The following is a 17,359-nucleotide window of genomic DNA, read 5'->3' as shown; positions in this document are numbered from 1 at the left end:
CGGCGCTCTTCGAGCCCGCGCGCTGGCGCGGGTTCTTCTTTCGTAGGACCTGGCTTCGCATGACCGATCTGACCCGCCCCACCTTCCATGGCTTCGAGCAGTTGCCGCTGCGCGAGTACGCCGAACGCGCCTATCTCGATTATTCGATGTACGTGGTGCTCGACCGCGCCCTGCCGTTCCTGGGCGACGGCCTGAAGCCGGTGCAGCGGCGCATCATCTTCGCGATGAGCGAGCTGGGGTTGAACGCGGCCGCCAAGCCCAAGAAGTCCGCGCGTACCGTGGGCGATGTGATCGGTAAGTACCACCCGCACGGCGACAGCGCCTGCTACGAAGCGTTGGTGTTGATGGCGCAGCCGTTCTCCTACCGCTATCCGTTGATCGAAGGCCAGGGCAACTTCGGCTCCACCGACGACCCCAAGTCGTTCGCGGCGATGCGCTACACCGAATCCAAGCTCACCCCGATCGCCGAAGTGCTGCTGGGCGAAATCAGCCAGGGCACCACCGACTGGGCGGCCAACTTCGACGGCACCCTGGAAGAACCCACCTGGCTGCCGGCACGCCTGCCGCACCTGTTGCTCAACGGCACCACCGGCATCGCAGTGGGCATGGCCACCGACGTGCCGCCGCACAACCTCAACGAGATCGTCAGCGCGCTGCTGCACCTGCTCGACGACCCGGACGCCACGGTGGCGCAGCTGTGCGAACACGTGCTGGGCCCGGACTACCCGACCAACGCGGAAATCATCACCCCCGTTGCCGATCTACGTGCCATCTACGAGACCGGCCACGGCAGCGTGCGCGCCCGCGCCACGTACAAGAAAGAACACGCCAACATCGTCATCGACGCGTTGCCCTACCAGGTCTCGCCGTCCAAGGTGATCGAGCAGATCGCCCAGCAGATGCGCGCCAAGAAGCTGCCGTGGCTGGAAGACATCCGCGACGAATCCGACCACACCAGCCCGGTGCGGGTGGTGCTGGTGCCGCGCTCCAACCGCGTGGATGCCGAGCAGTTGATGGGCCATCTGTTCGTCACCACCGATCTGGAACGCAGCTACCGCGTCAATCTCAATGTGATCGGTCTGGATGGTCGCCCGCAGGTCAAGAACCTCAAGCATCTGCTGAGCGAATGGCTGACCTTCCGCAGCGACACCGTCACCCGCCGGCTCAACCATCGCCTGCAGAAGGTCGAGCGCCGCCTGCACCTGTTGGAAGGTTTGTTGATCGCCTTCCTCAACCTGGATGAAGTCATCCGCATCGTCCGCAGCGAGGACGAACCCAAGCCGGTGCTGATCGCCCGCTTTGCGCTGAGCGAAGAACAGGCCGAATACATCCTGGAAACCAAGCTGCGCCAGCTGGCGCGCCTGGAAGAAATGAAGATCCGCGGCGAGCAGGAAGCCCTCGCCAAGGAACGCGAGCAGATCCTGTCCATCCTCGGCAGCAAGACCAAGCTGAAGAAGCTGATCAAGGACGAGCTCACTGCCGACGCCAAGAAGTTCGGCGATGCGCGCCGCTCGCCGCTGGTGCAGCGCGGTGCCGCCCAGGCGATCGACGAGACCGAGATGGTTGCCAGCGAACCGATGACGGTGGTGCTGTCGGAGAAGGGCTGGGTGCGTGCAGCCAAGGGCCACGAGGTGGATCCGGCCGGCATGTCGTACCGCGACGGCGACGGCCTGCTGGCCGCCGTGCGCAGCCGCAGCACCTACCACGTGGCGTTCCTGGATTCGGACGGCCGCGCGTACTCCACGCTGGTGCACACCCTGCCCTCGGCGCGCGGCAACGGCGAACCATTGACCGGGCGTTTTTCACCGGCGTCCGGTGCCTCGTTCCAGGTGCTGGCCAGCGGCGAGAACAATGCCCGCTTCGTGCTGGCGTCCTCGCACGGCTATGGCTTTGTCACCCGCTTCGAAAACCTCACCGGCCGCAACAAGGCCGGCAAGGCAATGCTCAACCTGACCACCGGCGCGCATGTGCTGACGCCAGCGCAGGTGCTCAACCCGCAGACCGACCGCATCGTGGCGGTGACCAGCGCCGGCAACCTGCTGGCGATCACGGCCTCGGACCTGCCCGAACTGGACAAGGGCAAGGGCAACAAGCTCATCGAGATCCCCAAGGCCAAGCTCGGCACCGAGCGCGTGGTCGCCGTGGCCGCGGTCGCCCCGGGCAACACCTTGCTGGTGCGCAGCGGCGCACGCGTGATGAGCCTGTCGTTCAAGGATCTGGACACCTATGTGGGCGCGCGTGCAAGCCGTGGCGCGTTGTTGCCGCGCGGGTGGCAGAAAGTGGACGGGTTAGAAGTGCAGTAAGGATGATTCACGCATTCGGCGCGCGGCGGCGCGTTCGACACTGTCAGCGCCTTGGTTTGACTGAGGCGCGGCAGAAAGTGGATGGACTGGAAGTGCAGTAAGGATGATTCACGCATCCGGCGTGCGGCGGCGCGTTTGATGCTGTCGTCGCGCCCTCGGTTAGTTCGGCCTGAAATATGCAAACGAGGCTGAAGCTCAAGCTCTGTGTCTCATTGAGCGGTCATCGAACGGTGTGGATGCGTCGGTTGTAGAGCAGATGATCTGCGGCTTGGCTGCAGGGCCCTTGCCGGCCACCATCGCGGGACACGCTGCAAGTACGTCCTTGTAAGCTCTTACGCAGCATCCATGCCGCGTAAGGTCCCGCGACGGTAGGCCGGCAAGGACCAGTCGAGAGGGTCGGTGTGCATGGTGCAAGCAGTGCACGTCGCGGCTGTCCGATGCGTTGCTGTTTGATCGGCTCCTTCTCGATCTGCAATGTCACTGCCATCCCCGACATCACCTCACTCGTCAATGCAAGGCAACAAGACAACATCATGGATACAGATTTCTGGTTGCAACGTTGGCAGGACGGTCAGACCGGCTTCCATCAGGACGAGGTGATGCCGCTGCTGCAAAAGCATTGGCCGGCACTGCAATTGCCAGCGCATGCCCGTGTACTGGTGCCGTTGTGCGGCAAGACGCTGGATCTGCATTGGCTGGCCGCGCAAGGCCACCGCGTGCTCGGTGTGGAGATATCGCCATTGGCCGTCACGCAATTCTTCGATGACGCAGGCCTGCAACCGCAGCGACACACCAGCCGCGCAGGCGAGCACTGTATCGCCGGCCCGATCGAAATCATCTGCGGCGACGCCTTTACGCTGGATGCGAGCGTGCTGGGCGACTGCACCGCCGTCTACGACCGCGCCGCACTGGTCGCCTTGCCTGCGGCGTTGCGCCAGCGCTATCTGGAAACCGTTTATGCACGTCTGCCTGCAGGGTGTCGCGGTCTGCTGATCACGCTGGACTATCCGCAAGCCGAAAAAGCCGGGCCGCCCTTCTCGGTGGATGCTGCCGAGGTACACGCATTGTTCGGCACGCAGTGGAAAGTGCAGGAACTGGAGCATCGCGACATTCTCGATCAGGAGCCGCGCTTCCGTGCCGATGGCGTCACTGCATTGTCGACCGGCGTGTATCGCTTGCAACGCGATTGACTACCGCGAGTGAACATTGCACGCCGCTCCAGCAGGCGGCGACCTGTTTCGCGCGAGTGGTGCGCCGCTAGTCGATCAAACCACGCGGCATTTCGCCGTGCGGTGGTTTTACAAAACTGCGTAACGCGTCAGGCAACCAGCCGCAACGAACAGCCGGCGGGCGATGCAGACCACGCGCAAAAACCGCAGTACAAAAAACCGCAGTACATCCGTGCAACCTGTCGATTCCAGGCACACGCTGCGCCAGCATGGCGGCGGCGCAGCGTTGAGTCGCCCGGCTTCAGCCGGCCACGTGGCCCTTGTCGATCTTCGAGGTCTGGTACAGCTCCAGACCAATGCGCTTGATCAGGCCAAGCTGCTGCTCCAGCCACCATGCATGATCTTCTTCAGTGTCCTGCAACTGCTTGAGCAGCATGTCGCGGCTGACGTAATCGCCGTGGTCTTCGCACAGCTTCATGCCAGCGGCGAGCGCAGCACGTACTTCGTATTCGACAACGAGGTCGCGCTCGAGCATCTCCACCACGGTCTTGCCGGGCGAAAATTCGGCCGGGCGCATGTCCGGGTCGCCTTCCAGGAACAGGATGCGCCGCAGCAGGGCGTCGGCATGCTCGGTTTCCTCTTGCATCTCGTGGTTGATGCGCTCGTACAGCGCCATCAGGCCCTGATCCTCGTAGCGACGCGAATGCAGGAAATACTGGTCGCGTGCCGCCAGCTCGCCGCGCAGCAGCTGCTTGAGGTAATCGACGACTTCGGGATGGCCTTTCATGGTGTGCTCCAGCAACGCAATGCGCGCATGGTGCCCGAAGCGGGCGGGCAATGATCTAATCGGAATCACTTTCAGTTGCGCTTGCAGGCGGACCGGCAACGGTCACGCACCGGCGCGACACTGGTCACAGATGAATCGCTCAAGGAATCGATGATGCGCAAATGGCTGCGCCGGCTGTTGCTGGCCCTGGTGGTGCTCACCCTGCTGGTCACGCTGGGGCTCTACCTGGCGGTGCGTGGCAGCCTGCCACGGCTGGACGGCGAGACTGCGCTACGTGGCCTGGGCGCGCCGGTCAGCGTGCTCCGCGATGCCGGCGGCGTGGTCACCATCGACGCCACCAGCCAACGCGATGCGCTGCGTGCGCTGGGGTACGTGCATGCGCAGGAGCGCTATTTCGAAATGGACCTGATGCGCCGCGCGCCAGCTGGCGAACTGTCCGAACTGTTCGGCCCTGCTGCGCTGGATCTGGACAAACGCAACCGCGTGCACCGCCTGCGCGCCCGTGTGCACGCCAGCCTGGATGTGGCCGCCGGCAGCGAACGTGCGGCACTGCAGGCCTATACCGAGGGCGTAAACGCTGGGCTGGCGGCCTTGCGCGTGCGGCCATGGCCGTATCTGTTGCTGCGGCAGACCCCGCGCGCCTGGACCCTGGACGATTGCATCCTGACCGGCATGGCGATGTACGCCGACCTGCAGGACAACGACAACCAGACCGAACTGGCCGCTGCGCGCATCCGCGCGGTGGTACCGCCGGCACTGGCCGCCCTGCTCGATCATCAGGGCTCCAGCTGGGATGCACCGCTGTTCGGCCCGGCGCTCGGCGATGCGGTGTTGCCGGATGCTGACGCCGTCGACCTGCGCCGCCTCCCGCACCCGTCCACCGCGCCCGGCGCCGAGGCCCCCACGCCCGGCAGCAACAACTTTGCCGTGGATGGCAGCCTCACCGCCGATGGCCGCGCCATCGTCGCCGACGACATGCACCTGGGCCTGCGCGCACCCAATATCTGGTTCCGCGCGCGCTTGCGCTATCCGGATGCACGCGCGCCCGACGGCAAGGTGGACGCCACCGGCTTCACCCTGCCCGGCCTGCCGGCAATAGTCGTCGGCAGCAACGGGCATGTGGCCTGGGCGTTCACCAACAGCTATATCGACACGGCCGACTTTGCGCAGATTCCGCCCGCCACACCGGGACATCCGCAAGCGCTCACCACGCATGTCGAAACCATTCGCGTGGCCGGCGCCGCGCCGGTCAGTTTTCCTGTCCGCGAGACGGCCTGGGGGCCGATACTGCACGAGAATGCCGACGGCAGCTTGCTCGCACTGCGCTGGGCCGCGCAGCTGCCCGGCGCGATCCGGCTGGATTTCGCGCAGATGAGCAGCGCGGCCGATCTGCAGGCGGCATTTGCGGTGGCGGATCGCTCGGGCATTCCTGCGCAGAATCTGCTGCTGGCCGATCGCAGCGGGCGCATCGCCTGGCGGTTGATCGGCGCGCGCCCGCTGCGCAATGCCGGGTGCAGCCCCAGTGGCATTGCCGAACTTGCAACGTCGCCGCAGGCGTCGAACCAGGCGTTGCCTGCGGCTGCCGGAGCGGCGGCATCAGAACCGGCGCCGACCGGCTGTCTGCCATGGCCCGTGCGCAGCGACGAGGCGCCGGCCCTGATCGATCCCCCATCGCATCGACTCTGGACCGCCAATAGCCGCATCGTCGATGCACAGCAGCTGGCAACGCTGGGCAATGCCGGCTACGACCTGGGCGCACGCGCGCAGCAGATCCGCGACGATCTGTTCGCCAGACAGCGCTTCAACGAACGCGATCTGCTCGCCATCCAGCTCGACGATCGCGCCGTGCTGCTCACGCGGTGGTGGCAGTTGTTGCGTAGCGTGGTCGAACACAGCAATGACCCTGCGCTGCAGCAGATCGAGATCGCCACGCGGCAGTGGGACGGGCACGCCTCCACCGGCTCGGCGAGCTATCGCATCGTGCGCGGTTTTCGCAGCATGACCATCGATGCCGTGCAAGCCGGACTGCTGGCGCCGGCCAAAGCTGCGCTGGGCGAGGACTTCCTGCCGCCGCGTCGCGCACAGTTGGAAGGCATTGTATGGCCGATGCTGCAGCAACGCCCCGCCAATCTGTTGCCACCGAACGTGACAAGCTGGGAGCAACTGCTAGCCGATGCCGCACGCGATGCGCAGATGGATCTGGCCGCGCAAGGCGAGCAGCCTGCCGAACGCACCTGGGGCGCACGCAATACCGCCGCCATCTGTCATCCGATTGCGCGCGCCTTGCCCGCCCTCGCCAAGCACTGGCTGTGCATGCCGCCCGACCAACTCCCGGGCGATCGCGACATGCCACGCGTGCAAGGCCCCGCCTTCGGCGCCTCCGAACGCATGGTGGTCTCGCCCGGCCACGAGCGCGACGGCATCGTGCACATGCCGGGCGGCCAGAGCGGGCATCCGCTGTCGCCGTTCTGGGGCGCCGGGCATGACGATTGGGTGCATGGCCGGCCCACCCCGTTTTTGCCGACTGCTACGCGCTATACGCTGGAATTGCGCCCGGAGTAGGCACGCCGGCGTTGTCTGCTCTGTCGGGTACAGGCATTGAAGAATTCGCCCTTCGGGCGCCTTCTCCCGATGGAAGAAGGACAGCGAGCGCGGGATGCCTGAGAAGCCCCTCTCCCGCCGGGAGAGGGGTTGGGGTGAGGGTACGGGTATCGAGCAATGCTGGATTGCGCGCGGCACGGCTCCGGCTCCATCCATTCGAGTCCAACAGCGCTAGGCGCGGACGAACACGAGGCTTCGCCCGTACCCTCATCCGCCCTCCGGGCACCTTCTCCCGGTGGGAGAAGGGATGCTCTGCATTTCTGCATTTCTGCATTTCTGCACATTTGCACGCGCATGCATCCATGCATCCGCAAGGCTGGCCATCCGTTCAACGACGCACGTATCGCATGCTAAGATGCATTTGATAACCATTCCCATTAGTAACCAATGCGCCCCACGCTTCTTGTCACCGCGCTCGCCGTTGCGCTCGCCCTCCCCGCGCCATCCGCTTTCGCTCAGCAGACCAGCACCTCGCCTGCCGTCACCGAACTCGATGGCGTCAATGTTGTGGGCCGTGCGCAGACGCTCTACAAGTCCGAAGACGCAGCAGTCGCCACGCGCACCGATACGCCGCTGGCGCTGGTGCCGCAGTCGGTGCAGGTGCTGCCGCGCGAATTGATCGACGACCAGGCGGCACGGCAGATCACCGATCTGTATCGCAGCATCAGCGGCATCAGTTTCTTCAGCTATGCCGGCGTCACCTTGCGTGGCTTCCGCCAGGAAAACGTGCTGTATGACGGGCTGCGTGGCGACCCGTACGCCGGGTTTTCGGTGCCGCAGCTGTTCAATATCGAACGCGTGGAAGTGCTCAAGGGCCCTGCCGGCGCGCTATATGGCGGCGGTGAGCCGGGCGGTGTCATCAACTACGTGACGCGTAAACCCAGCCATCAGGCGTTGCGGCGGGTGGAGCTGCAACTGGGCAACCAATCGTTTGGCGCGGCATCGTTCGAAGCCACCGGCCCGGCGCGCGAGGATGGCCGCATCCGTTACCGCATCGGCGCCTATGCCGACGGCGAGGACGGGTTCCGCTGGAACACCGACAGCGAAAGCCAGATCGGCGATGCGTCGGTGGCATTCGATATCGGCGAGACCGGCGAGCTCACGTTGCAATACACCGACATCACCCAGAACCTGGGCGGCAACCGCCTGCGCGGCGTGCCGGTGGACGATGACGGCAACTTCCTGACCAACCGGCGCTGGAATCACAACGAGTCCACCGACTTCCTGGACATGCGCGCCAAGGTCGCCTTCGCGCAGTACAAATTCGCCCCCTCCAGTGCGTGGGACGTGGACATGGCGCTGCGTTGGTTCAAGAACGACGAGCACCAGATCTACCACGAGCCCATGGGCCTGATCGACCGCGATGGCAACGGCATCGCCGAGTGGATGACCCGCCAGTTGCGTAACCAGTACCGCGACAACGACGCGCTTTCCAGCAACGTCAACGCGGTGTTCCGCACCAGCACCGGTGCGATCGGCCATAAGCTGCTGATGGGCGCGGACTACTACCGCCTGGATGCGGATTTCCGCGCACAAACCGCCAACACCGCCGACACCGGGCGCACGCGCGGGCCGGTGCCCGGCATCGATCTGTTCAATCCGGTCTACGGCCGCAGCGGCTTTTACGACTACGGCCTGGACACGCTGCCCTGGCGCGCCACCAGCACCCGCAGCCAACGCTATGGCGCCTACCTGCAGGACGAACTCACGCTCACCGAGCGCTGGTTCGCGATGGCCGGGCTGCGCTGGGATGGCTTCAACGACGACAACCGCCTGGATGGCTCGCGCATCACCGGCAACGACCTCAGCTGGCGCGTCGGCAGCACCGTGGTGTTGCGCGAGGGCATCAACGCCTATGCCAGTTACGCCAGCGGCTTCCTGCCGCAGGATGCGGCCAACCAGGACAGCAGCGTCGGTGGCCCGTTCGATCCCGAGCGCAGCACGCAGTGGGAAGTGGGCCTGAAGACCGCGCTCAACGACGGCGGGCTCACGCTCAACACCGCGCTGTATCGCATCGAGCGCAGCAACATCGTGCAGGCCAACGGCAGCATCGTCGATGGCGTCAACCAGCTCTCGGCGCTGGGCCTGGTCCGCAGCGAAGGCCTGGAAGTGGATCTGCTGGCCGACCTCACCGAGCGTTGGGTGCTCAACCTGACCTACGCCTACAACGACGCGCGCGTGCTGGATGCCGGCACCAACGGCATCACCAATGCCTCCGGCGATCGCTTTGCCAATGCACCGCGCAATACCTTCGGGCTGTGGACGCGCTATGAGCTACCGGCGTGGAACTCGGCCGTTGCGTTCGGCGCCGATTACGTCGGCGAGCGTCTGAGCCTGGAAGGTCAACGCGTCAAACCGTACGCCATCTTCGACATCAGCTGGCAGACCCAGTGGGATGCGTGGAAACTGCAGGTCAACGTCAAGAACCTGTTCGACAAGGTGTATGCGGCCAGCGGTTTCACCGAACGCACCGGCCACTTCCCCGGCGAGCCACGTCGCATCTACGCGCAGCTGGCCTACAGCTTCTGAGCCTGCTGCACAGCGCTGCTGCGCGGCCACGGAGCCGCGCAGCAGCGCGCTACGATCAACATCGCAGATGCGCTGCATCGCACGGCGCTGTACGCGCATCGCTGCGCTACCTGATCATCAATCGCGCCCCTGCCGCATCACAGCGCCAACGGTGCAGCACCAGAGTGCGCAACCGCGCACAGTTGGCTCACCGCCACGTTGACCGCCATGAACCTGCGCCGACCATGTGGGCCGATGTCGGCTGGAACTTAACGCCTGGTGCGACACACTAGAGGCCGTCGCGATTGGACGCTGCATCGCACCCATCGCCCCCCTCCCCTCACTGACCGGAATCCGCATGCCTCTGCTTGCCCGCTCCGTTTCCGCCCTGTTGCCCCTGGTCTTTGCGACCGCTTGCTCGGCTGCACCGCCAGCGCCTGCCGGCCCACCTGCGGCGCCTGTCGCCAGCTGCACCGCCAAGGTGCGTCCGGGCCAGGACCTGCAAAAAGCCATCGACAAGCTGCCGCAAAGCGATACGCCTGCCGTGCTGTGCGTGGAAAAAGGCGAGTTCCCGCTCAACGGGCTGGTATCGATCCACCGCGGCAACCTCACCGTGCGCGGTAAAGGCCCGGCCACCGTGCTGCGCATGGCCGATGGCGTGCAACAGCCGGTGCTGGTGGTTGGCGATTACGAGAACCAGCAGCCCACCGGCGTGATCCGCAACGTCAGCATTGAAGACATGCAGATCGTGGCCAGCACCGGCGACAAGGAATTCATGCCGGAGCGCCCGTACCTGAGCAACAGCGCGGTGGTGGTGCGTTCGGGCCAAGGCATTCGCCTGGCCGGCCTGCAGGTCAACAAGTGCCGCAGTGCGTGCCTGCTCAGCGAATACGACACGCGCGAGATCACCATCGAACGCAATGATGTCTCCGGTGCCATCTGGGACGGCGTGTCGTTCAATCGCACCGCCAAGGTGACGATGATGAATAACTACATCCACGACAACGTGGCTGCCGGCCTCACCACCGAGCATCTGGAAGACAGCGAGATTCGCGACAACCGCTTCGAGCGCAATGGCAGCCAGGGCATCTATCTGTCGGATGCGCGGCGCAACCGCTTCACCAACAATCAGTTCGATGGCAACAAGGTGGCGGGCATCTTCCTGGCATGCGCCATCCGCTATCGCACACCGGAAATCATGTGCTGGGACAACAGCATGAGCCAGGACAACCTGTTCGAGAACAACCGTTTCGCCAGCAACCCGTTTACCTACACCATCGGCGTGGACCGTGCGGCCAACTGCAGCGCGGCCGACTTCAAGCCCAACGTGTGGCGTAACAACCAGGCCGATGTGGCCGGCGTGGATATCGAGCCGCAGCGCTACGGCTACTGCGTGCGCCACGAGTAAGCGCAGCGATCAAAACCGCTACGCAGCCACCAGGCGGGCGCGGCCGGTGCTCGGAATCTGCAGGTATACGTACGCTTTGGTTCCCCGCACCGTCCGCACCTACCTGGTGGTTGCTGACTATGTTTTCTACGCCGCTCGAAGCAACGCACTGGCATGACCAGCAACCCTCAGCTGCTGGCCATGCTGTAGCACACACGATTTGATCAGGACGCCAACGCCTGCGCGTGCACGCCGGCAATCGCACGGCCCGACGGATCGGCCATCGCCGCAAAGCTCGCGTCCCAGGCAATGGCCGTCGGCGACGAACACGCGATGGATTTGCCACCCGGCACCGTCTCCGCAGCGGCCTGGCTGGGGAAGAATTGCTCGAACAGACTGCGGTAGAAATACGCTTCCTTGGTCTGCGGCGGGTTCACCGGGAAGCGCCGATCGGCCGCCGCCAGTTCGCGATCGCTCACGTGCGCGGCGGCATGTGCCTTGAGGCCGTCGATCCAGCCATAACCAACGCCATCGCTGAATTGCTCCTTCTGCCGCCACAGGATCGATTCCGGCAGATAGCCGGCAAATGCCTCGCGCAAGATGCCCTTCTCGATGCGGGTGGCACCGGTGCTGGTCTTGTCGATCATCTTGAAGCGCGCGTCCATGCGCATCGCCACGTCCAGGAATTCGCGATCCAGGAACGGCACGCGCGGTTCCACGCCCCAGGCCATCATCGACTTGTTGGCGCGCAGGCAATCGTAGTTGTTGAGCGCATCGAGCTTGCGCACCAGTTCTTCGTGGAATTCGCGTGCGTTCGGTGCCTTGTGGAAGTACAGGTAGCCACCGAAGATCTCGTCGCTGCCTTCGCCGGACAGCACCATCTTGACGCCCATCGCCTTGATGCGCCGCGCCAGCAGGAACATCGGCGTGGACGCACGAATCGTGGTCACGTCATAGGTTTCGATATGGCGGATCACTTCCGGCAACGCATCCAGGCCTTCTTCAAAGCTGTATTCGAAGCCATGGTGCACGGTACCGAGCGCGGCGGCGGCCACTTCGGCAGCGGCCAGATCCGGCGAGCCGGTCAGGCCGATTGCGAACGAATGCAGACGCGGCCACCAGGCTTCGGTGGTGTCGTTCTCTTCGATGCGGTGCCGCGCGTAGCGTGCGGCCACCGCCGCCACCAACGACGAATCCAGGCCACCGGACAGCAGCACACCGTAGGGCACATCGGTCATCAGCTGGCGATGCACCGCGCGCTCGAACGCCTCACGCAGCTCTTGCAGCGGCACCTGCACATTTTCCACTTCGCTGTATTCGCGCCACGAGCGCTCGTAGTAGCGGCTCAATGCGCCGGTGGCGCTGTCGTACCAATGGCCAGGCGGAAACTGCGCGGCATCGGCGCAATCGTCCACCAGCGACTTGAGTTCGGACGCCACGCGCAGGCGGCCTTCGCGGTCGTGTCCCCAGTACAACGGCACCACGCCAATCGGGTCGCGCGCGATGATCACCCGCCCCGCGGCCTTGTCCCACAACGCAAAGGCGAAGATGCCATTGAGGCGGTTGAGATAGGAGGCCGGTGCATCTTCGCGGTACAGCGCATTGATCACTTCGCAGTCCGAGCCGGTCTGAAAAGCGTACGGCTGCAATAGCTCGGCCTTGAGTTCGCGATGGTTATAGATCTCGCCGTTGACTGCCAACGCCAGGCTGCCGTCCTCCGACAACAGCGGCTGCGAACCGCCCGCCGGGTCGACGATGGCCAGACGCTCGTGCACCAGGATGGCACCGGCATCGACGTACACGCCGCTCCAGTCCGGCCCGCGATGGCGTTGCCGCTGCGAACATTCCAGGGCCTGCCGGCGCAGGGCCTGCAGGTCGTCGCCGGGTTGCAGGCCGAAGATACCGAAGATGGAACACATGGAAACACTCCTGGAAAAGTCGTGATGGGCGGCCGAAGGATCAACACGGTGCAAGACATCACCCATAAAAAAAACCCGCATCGGCCGATGCGGGTTTTCTGGAAACTGGGCGTGTGTGTTGGTACTTCGCCTAGTCGCAGACCCGCATCGGCCGCGCACGATTATTCGCGCGCAGATTGCTGCGGTGATTGGCGTTGGCGACGTTGGACAGAAACGATGTCATGGGCCGACCGTATCCCGCTTTCAGCGGCGACGCAACTGTTGCGATGGCAACCAAGCAGGGCCGGCAAGCCCGGCATTCCAAGGCCGCCGCGCGATCGCGGACGCGTTGCGCGGATAATGTCGCCCCCGTCGTCGGAAGCCTCTGCAATGACCCCACGCATCGGACGCCTGGCGTTTGCGGCCCTTATCCCACTCGTGCTGCTGCAAGGGTGCAGCACGACGGCGCCGCGCACCGAACCTGCCAAACTGCGACAGCTGGAGCAGACGGCTGCCGATGGTAGTTTTGACAGCATCTGGGAGGTCGCCAGCCAACTGGAGAGCCGCAACGATCCGCGCGCCATCGGCTGGTATGAGCGTGCCGCCGCAACCACGCCGTGGACCTTCCGCAATGCCCTTGCCGAGCTGGCACTGGGCCGGATCTGGGCAAGCGGCACGCTTACGCATGCAGACAGCCCCTACATCGACCAGCGCGCGGCGTTGCGGGCATCGCCACGCAAGGGCGAGCGCTGGTATCTGGCGGCGGCCATGCACGGCAACCCGTATGCCATTCGCGAGCTCGCCAAATTCCACCGTGAGCGCGGCGAAGCGGCCGCCGCGTTGCGCTGGGATCTGCGCGTCGCGATCTACGAGCGCGCCGCCTCCGGACCGTCAGGGCTTCCCGCCGCCATCGCGCCACGCGACGGCGACATCCATCCGCTGGTGCGCGACATCCAACGCCGTGCGCGTGGCGGTGACGCCGAGGCGCAGGTCGATCTTGGCGCGCTCTACGAAAAGGGGATGGGCGGTATGAACAGGGATGGTGCCGAAGCGCTGCGCTGGTATCGACGCGCGGCCGACCAGGGCAATGTGTATGGGCAATATTTCTACGCCCTACTGCTGGGACGCGGCAGCAGTGGGGTAACGCGCGACGAGGAAACCGCGGCGATCTGGTTTGCCAAGGCGTCCGCACAGCGGTTTTACATCGCCGACGCATCGCATTGGCGCGAGGCGATCAAACCGCCGTTCTGGACCTTCGACTAGGCACTCTCGCTGGTGCATTCGTACGGCGCGACAGCATGGCGCGGTGTAACCGAGATGCCGCTGCAGCACCAAGTCCGCAGCGCACACTGCTTGACGCGCACACCGGGATCTAACTGCCACGCATCGCTGCCGGCAGTGACGAGCGTCGCGCACCGCGCGCGTCACAATGTCGGCCTGAAGCGTCTGCAACACCTCAGACCAGCAGACGCTCGACGAGCGTGCGGTACAGCGCCGGCAGCGCTTCCAGATCGGCCACGCGCACGTGCTCGTCCACCTGATGGATCGATGCATTGACCGGGCCGACCTCGATGCATTGCGCACCCAGCGGTGCGATGAAGCGCGCATCGGAGGTGCCGCCGCCGGTGCTCTCCTCCGGCGGTGCACCGACAAATGCGCCGAGCACTTCGCGGGCCACGCGCCGCAGCGTGCCTTCGGGCGTGTAGAACGGCTCGCCGCTGCGATGCCAGGCCAGCGTGTAAGTCAGCGCATGCCGCTCCAGCAGCGCGACGATCTCGCGCTCGAGCGTTTCGGCATTCCAGTGCGGCGTGTAGCGCAGATTGAAGGCCACCTGCAGCTCGCCGGGAATCACGTTATTGGCGCCAGTGCCGGCGTGGATATTTGAAATCTGCAGGCTGGTAGGCGGGAAGCTTTCGAAGCCATCGTCCCATTGCCGCGCGATCAATTCGGCCAGCGCAGGCGCCGCCAGGTGGATCGGATTGCGCGCCTTGTGCGGGTACGCCACGTGGCCTTGCACGCCCTTGACGATCAGGTTGCCGGACAGGCTGCCACGGCGGCCCACCCGCAGCAGATCGCCCAGCCGCTCGGTGGACGATGGCTCACCGGTGATGCACCAGTCGATCTGCTGGCCGCGCTCGGCAAACAGCCGGGCCACATGGCGCACGCCGTCGATGGCGTCCCCTTCCTCGTCGCTGGTCAGCAGCACCGCCAGCGTGCCCGGATGCTCCGGATGGGCAGCCACAAACTGCTCGGCAGCCACCACGAACGCAGCCACGCTGCCTTTCATATCGGCCGCACCGCGTCCGTACAACACGCCATCGCGCACCTGCGGCGCGAATGGGTCGCTGGCCCAATCGCTCGCCGGCCCGGGGGGCACCACGTCGGTGTGCCCCAGCAACACCAGCACGGGCGCGCCACTGCCGTGCGTGGCCCACAGGTTATCGACGGCGCCCAGCCGCAGGTGTTCGCACGCGAAGCCGGCAGCGCTCAGGCGATCGGCGATGAGCGCCTGGCAGCCCGCATCGGCAGGCGTCACCGAGGCGCGTGCGATGAGGTCGCAGGTCAGTTGCAGGACGTCGCTGGTCATCAGGGTCTCTTGGCAAGGGACTGCATGCAGCGCATGCGTGGGAGTGCAGCATGCGGCAACGCGCACCACCGCGCGGGCCGCCAGGCGAAGCGATGTTGCCGCGCAGGTTCAACCCACGGCGAAGCGCGCCTTGAAGCCGTTGTCGGAGAACCCCTGGCTCAGCGTGCCATCGTCGGTCAGCACCACCGGCCGACGGATCAATTGCGGGTACTCGCGGAGCAGCAGCTTCCACTCTGCCTCCGAGCCGGGCGTTTTCTTGTTGTCGGGCAACTGCCGCCACGTGGTCGAGGACTTGTTGATCAAGGCATCGAATCCACCGGCTTTACCGGCCCATTCCAGCAAGGTGTCCGGTGCGGGCGTGTGCTCGCGGTAATCCACGAACGTGTAGGCAACGCCAAAGCGATCCAGCCACTTGGTGGCCTTTTTGCAGGTATCGCAGTTCTTCAATCCATATACCGTGGTCATGTCGTCATCTCTTCAACTGCCTGGCGCGCGTCTGCACGCGCCAGCAGGGTAGTAGCCAACGCGGCGGAGCCTCGCCCGTGCGCAGGCAGGAACACCACCGGTATGCGCTCACCGTGGAATTTCAATGCCAGCCGCGCCGGCGGCATCACCCAGGCGGGATCGACCGCACGCAACTGCGCAAGGTCCACACGCTGCGATCGTCCCTGCTGCACGATCTCCAGCGCATCGCCGGCATCGCGCACCTGCGCCCATCGCCTGCACAACACGAGGTACCGCACAGTCAGCCCCACCATCGCGACAGGCGCCAGCCAGCGCAACGCATCCAATTGCTGCGGGACGCCGTCGCGCACCAGCGAGCCCGCCACGTAGACCGCAACCCAACACAGCCACAGGGCCGGGATGCCCCATCGGATCCAGCCACTGGCCGGACGCGACAGCAGGGTGCCGGCGTGTGCGTGTGCTGTACTCAATCGGCAAGACCGCGCAGCAATTCATTCACGCTGGTCTTGCTGCGCGTGCGCGCATCCACCTGCTTGACGATCACTGCGCAATACAGCGAATGCGAGCCATCCTTGGATGGCAGCTGGCCGGACACCACCACGCTGTACGGCGGCACGTAGCCGTAGGAAATCTCGCCGGTCGCGCGGTTGTAGATGCGCGTGCTCTGGCTGATGAACACGCCCATGCCGATCACGCTGTGATGGCCGATCACCACGCCTTCCACCACTTCCGAACGCGCACCGATGAAACAATGGTCTTCGATGATGGTCGGGCTGGCCTGCAGCGGTTCGAGCACGCCACCGATGCCGGCACCGCCGGACAGGTGGCAGTGCTTGCCGATCTGCGCGCACGAGCCCACCGTGGCCCAGGTATCGACCATGGTGCCTTCGCCGACATACGCGCCGATATTGGTGAAGCTGGGCATCAGCACCACGTCCTTGCCGAAATAGCTGCCGCGCCGTGCGACCGCCCCGGGCACCACACGCACGCCGGCCTGGCGGAACTCGGCCTCATGGAAGCCGGCAAAGCGCGACTCCACCTTGTCCCAGAACGGCGCCGGCTGCGCATCGATCACGGCCATCTCGTTGACGCGGAAGTACAGCAGCACTGCCTTCTTCAACCACTCGTTGACGGTCCAGCCGCCCTGCCCGTCCGGCTCGGCAACACGGAACTCGCCGCTTTCCAGTCCATCGATGACACGATTGACGATTGCCCGCGTGGAGCCTTCGATCTCGTCGATGGTTAATGCCGCACGGCGTTCAAACGCGCTTTCGATACCGAACTTGAGTTCGTCACTGCTGACCTGCGCGGTGGGCTGCACGGCCTTCTTGGCGATCGGCAGCTTCTTGGCCGCTGCGGCCTTCTTGGCGGCCGGTGCAGCCACCACGGTGGTCGCCTTCTTGGCAACGCGCGGCGCCTTGGTGGCCGCTTGCTTCGGCTGCGCTGGCGCGGCGGTGGCGTTACGGCGCGCGCTCTGCTTGGCGACGGCAGCGGTGCTGGCGGCCGGCTTGGTTGCCGGCTTCTTGGGGGCTGCAGCCTTGGACGCGGCCGCGCGCTTGGGCGTTGCGGAAGATGCGCGCTTGGCGGCTGCGCTGGCGGGAGTCGCGCGCGGCGTGCGCGCAGGCTTCTTGGTGCTCATGGGGGCTCTCCGGGA

12 protein-coding genes are annotated in these 17,359 nt (G+C 65.2%); 6 read left to right on the top strand and 6 right to left on the bottom strand.

Annotated features, from left to right (window positions below; translation table 11 throughout):
* The first annotated feature begins 59 nt into the window (after nt 1-59).
* Nucleotides 60-2,303 carry a DNA topoisomerase IV subunit A gene (gene parC, locus XCC_RS07265; protein ID WP_011036587.1) on the top strand — a complete coding sequence of 748 codons (2,244 nt, stop codon included), beginning with the start codon at nt 60-62 and terminating at the stop codon, nt 2,301-2,303.
* Nucleotides 2,304-2,836: 533 nt separating this feature from the next.
* The gene (locus XCC_RS07255; RefSeq protein ID WP_011036586.1) at nt 2,837-3,493 is read left to right on the top strand and encodes a thiopurine S-methyltransferase; all 657 of its coding nucleotides are present in this window, start codon (nt 2,837-2,839) and stop codon (nt 3,491-3,493) included.
* Between the two features lie 280 nt (nt 3,494-3,773).
* Here XCC_RS07255 and bfr read toward each other — a convergent pair whose 3' ends face one another.
* Nucleotides 3,774-4,259 carry a bacterioferritin gene (gene bfr / locus XCC_RS07250; RefSeq protein WP_011036585.1) on the bottom strand — a complete coding sequence of 162 codons (486 nt, stop codon included), beginning with the start codon at nt 4,257-4,259 and terminating at the stop codon, nt 3,774-3,776.
* A gap of 153 nt (nt 4,260-4,412) precedes the next feature.
* Here bfr and XCC_RS07245 point away from each other — a divergent pair, with 153 nt between their 5' ends.
* The 3 genes from XCC_RS07245 (at nt 4,413) to hpaM (ending at nt 10,776) form a co-directional block, all read left to right on the top strand.
* Nucleotides 4,413-6,821, top strand: a complete 2,409-nt coding sequence (locus tag XCC_RS07245) for a penicillin acylase family protein (protein WP_029628999.1) — start codon at nt 4,413-4,415, stop codon at nt 6,819-6,821.
* 426 nt (nt 6,822-7,247) lie between these two features.
* Nucleotides 7,248-9,389: a TonB-dependent siderophore receptor gene (locus tag XCC_RS07240; RefSeq protein ID WP_011036583.1), complete on the top strand. Its 2,142-nt coding sequence runs from the start codon at nt 7,248-7,250 to the stop codon at nt 9,387-9,389.
* A gap of 337 nt (nt 9,390-9,726) precedes the next feature.
* A complete protein-coding gene (gene hpaM / locus XCC_RS07235) occupies nt 9,727-10,776 on the top strand; it encodes a type III secretion-associated outer membrane-bound protein HpaM (protein WP_012438805.1) in 1,050 nt (349 codons plus the stop codon).
* 203 nt (nt 10,777-10,979) lie between these two features.
* Here hpaM and asnB read toward each other — a convergent pair whose 3' ends face one another.
* Entirely contained in the window at nt 10,980-12,674 is a 1,695-nt protein-coding gene (gene asnB / locus XCC_RS07230) for an asparagine synthase B (RefSeq protein ID WP_011036581.1), read from the bottom strand.
* Between the two features lie 369 nt (nt 12,675-13,043).
* On the opposite strand from asnB, the gene XCC_RS07225 reads away from it, so the two are divergent.
* On the top strand, nt 13,044-13,916 hold the full coding sequence (locus XCC_RS07225) for a tetratricopeptide repeat protein (protein WP_016944180.1): 873 nt from the start codon (nt 13,044-13,046) through the stop codon (nt 13,914-13,916).
* Between the two features lie 193 nt (nt 13,917-14,109).
* Here the strand turns inward: XCC_RS07225 and dapE are convergent, their stop codons facing one another.
* The 4 genes from dapE to dapD all read right to left on the bottom strand — a co-directional run bounded on the left by dapE (nt 14,110) and on the right by dapD (nt 17,344).
* Nucleotides 14,110-15,240, bottom strand: a complete 1,131-nt coding sequence (gene dapE / locus XCC_RS07220; RefSeq protein WP_040941552.1) for a succinyl-diaminopimelate desuccinylase — start codon at nt 15,238-15,240, stop codon at nt 14,110-14,112.
* Between the two features lie 108 nt (nt 15,241-15,348).
* Nucleotides 15,349-15,705: an arsenate reductase gene (locus tag XCC_RS07215; protein WP_011036578.1), complete on the bottom strand. Its 357-nt coding sequence runs from the start codon at nt 15,703-15,705 to the stop codon at nt 15,349-15,351.
* Nucleotides 15,702-16,175: a hypothetical protein gene (locus XCC_RS07210; RefSeq protein ID WP_012438808.1), complete on the bottom strand. Its 474-nt coding sequence runs from the start codon at nt 16,173-16,175 to the stop codon at nt 15,702-15,704. Before XCC_RS07210 ends, XCC_RS07215 begins: the two co-directional genes overlap by 4 nt.
* Nucleotides 16,172-17,344 carry a 2,3,4,5-tetrahydropyridine-2,6-dicarboxylate N-succinyltransferase gene (dapD, locus tag XCC_RS07205; protein ID WP_012438809.1) on the bottom strand — a complete coding sequence of 391 codons (1,173 nt, stop codon included), beginning with the start codon at nt 17,342-17,344 and terminating at the stop codon, nt 16,172-16,174. The genes XCC_RS07210 and dapD overlap by 4 nt, the downstream gene beginning before the upstream one ends.
* Nucleotides 17,345-17,359 lie beyond the last annotated feature (15 nt).

The sequence above is a fragment of the Xanthomonas campestris pv. campestris str. ATCC 33913 genome (assembly GCF_000007145.1).
In the GTDB taxonomy this organism is placed as follows: domain Bacteria; phylum Pseudomonadota; class Gammaproteobacteria; order Xanthomonadales; family Xanthomonadaceae; genus Xanthomonas; species Xanthomonas campestris.
This window is presented reverse-complemented; position numbering and strand designations above follow the sequence as displayed.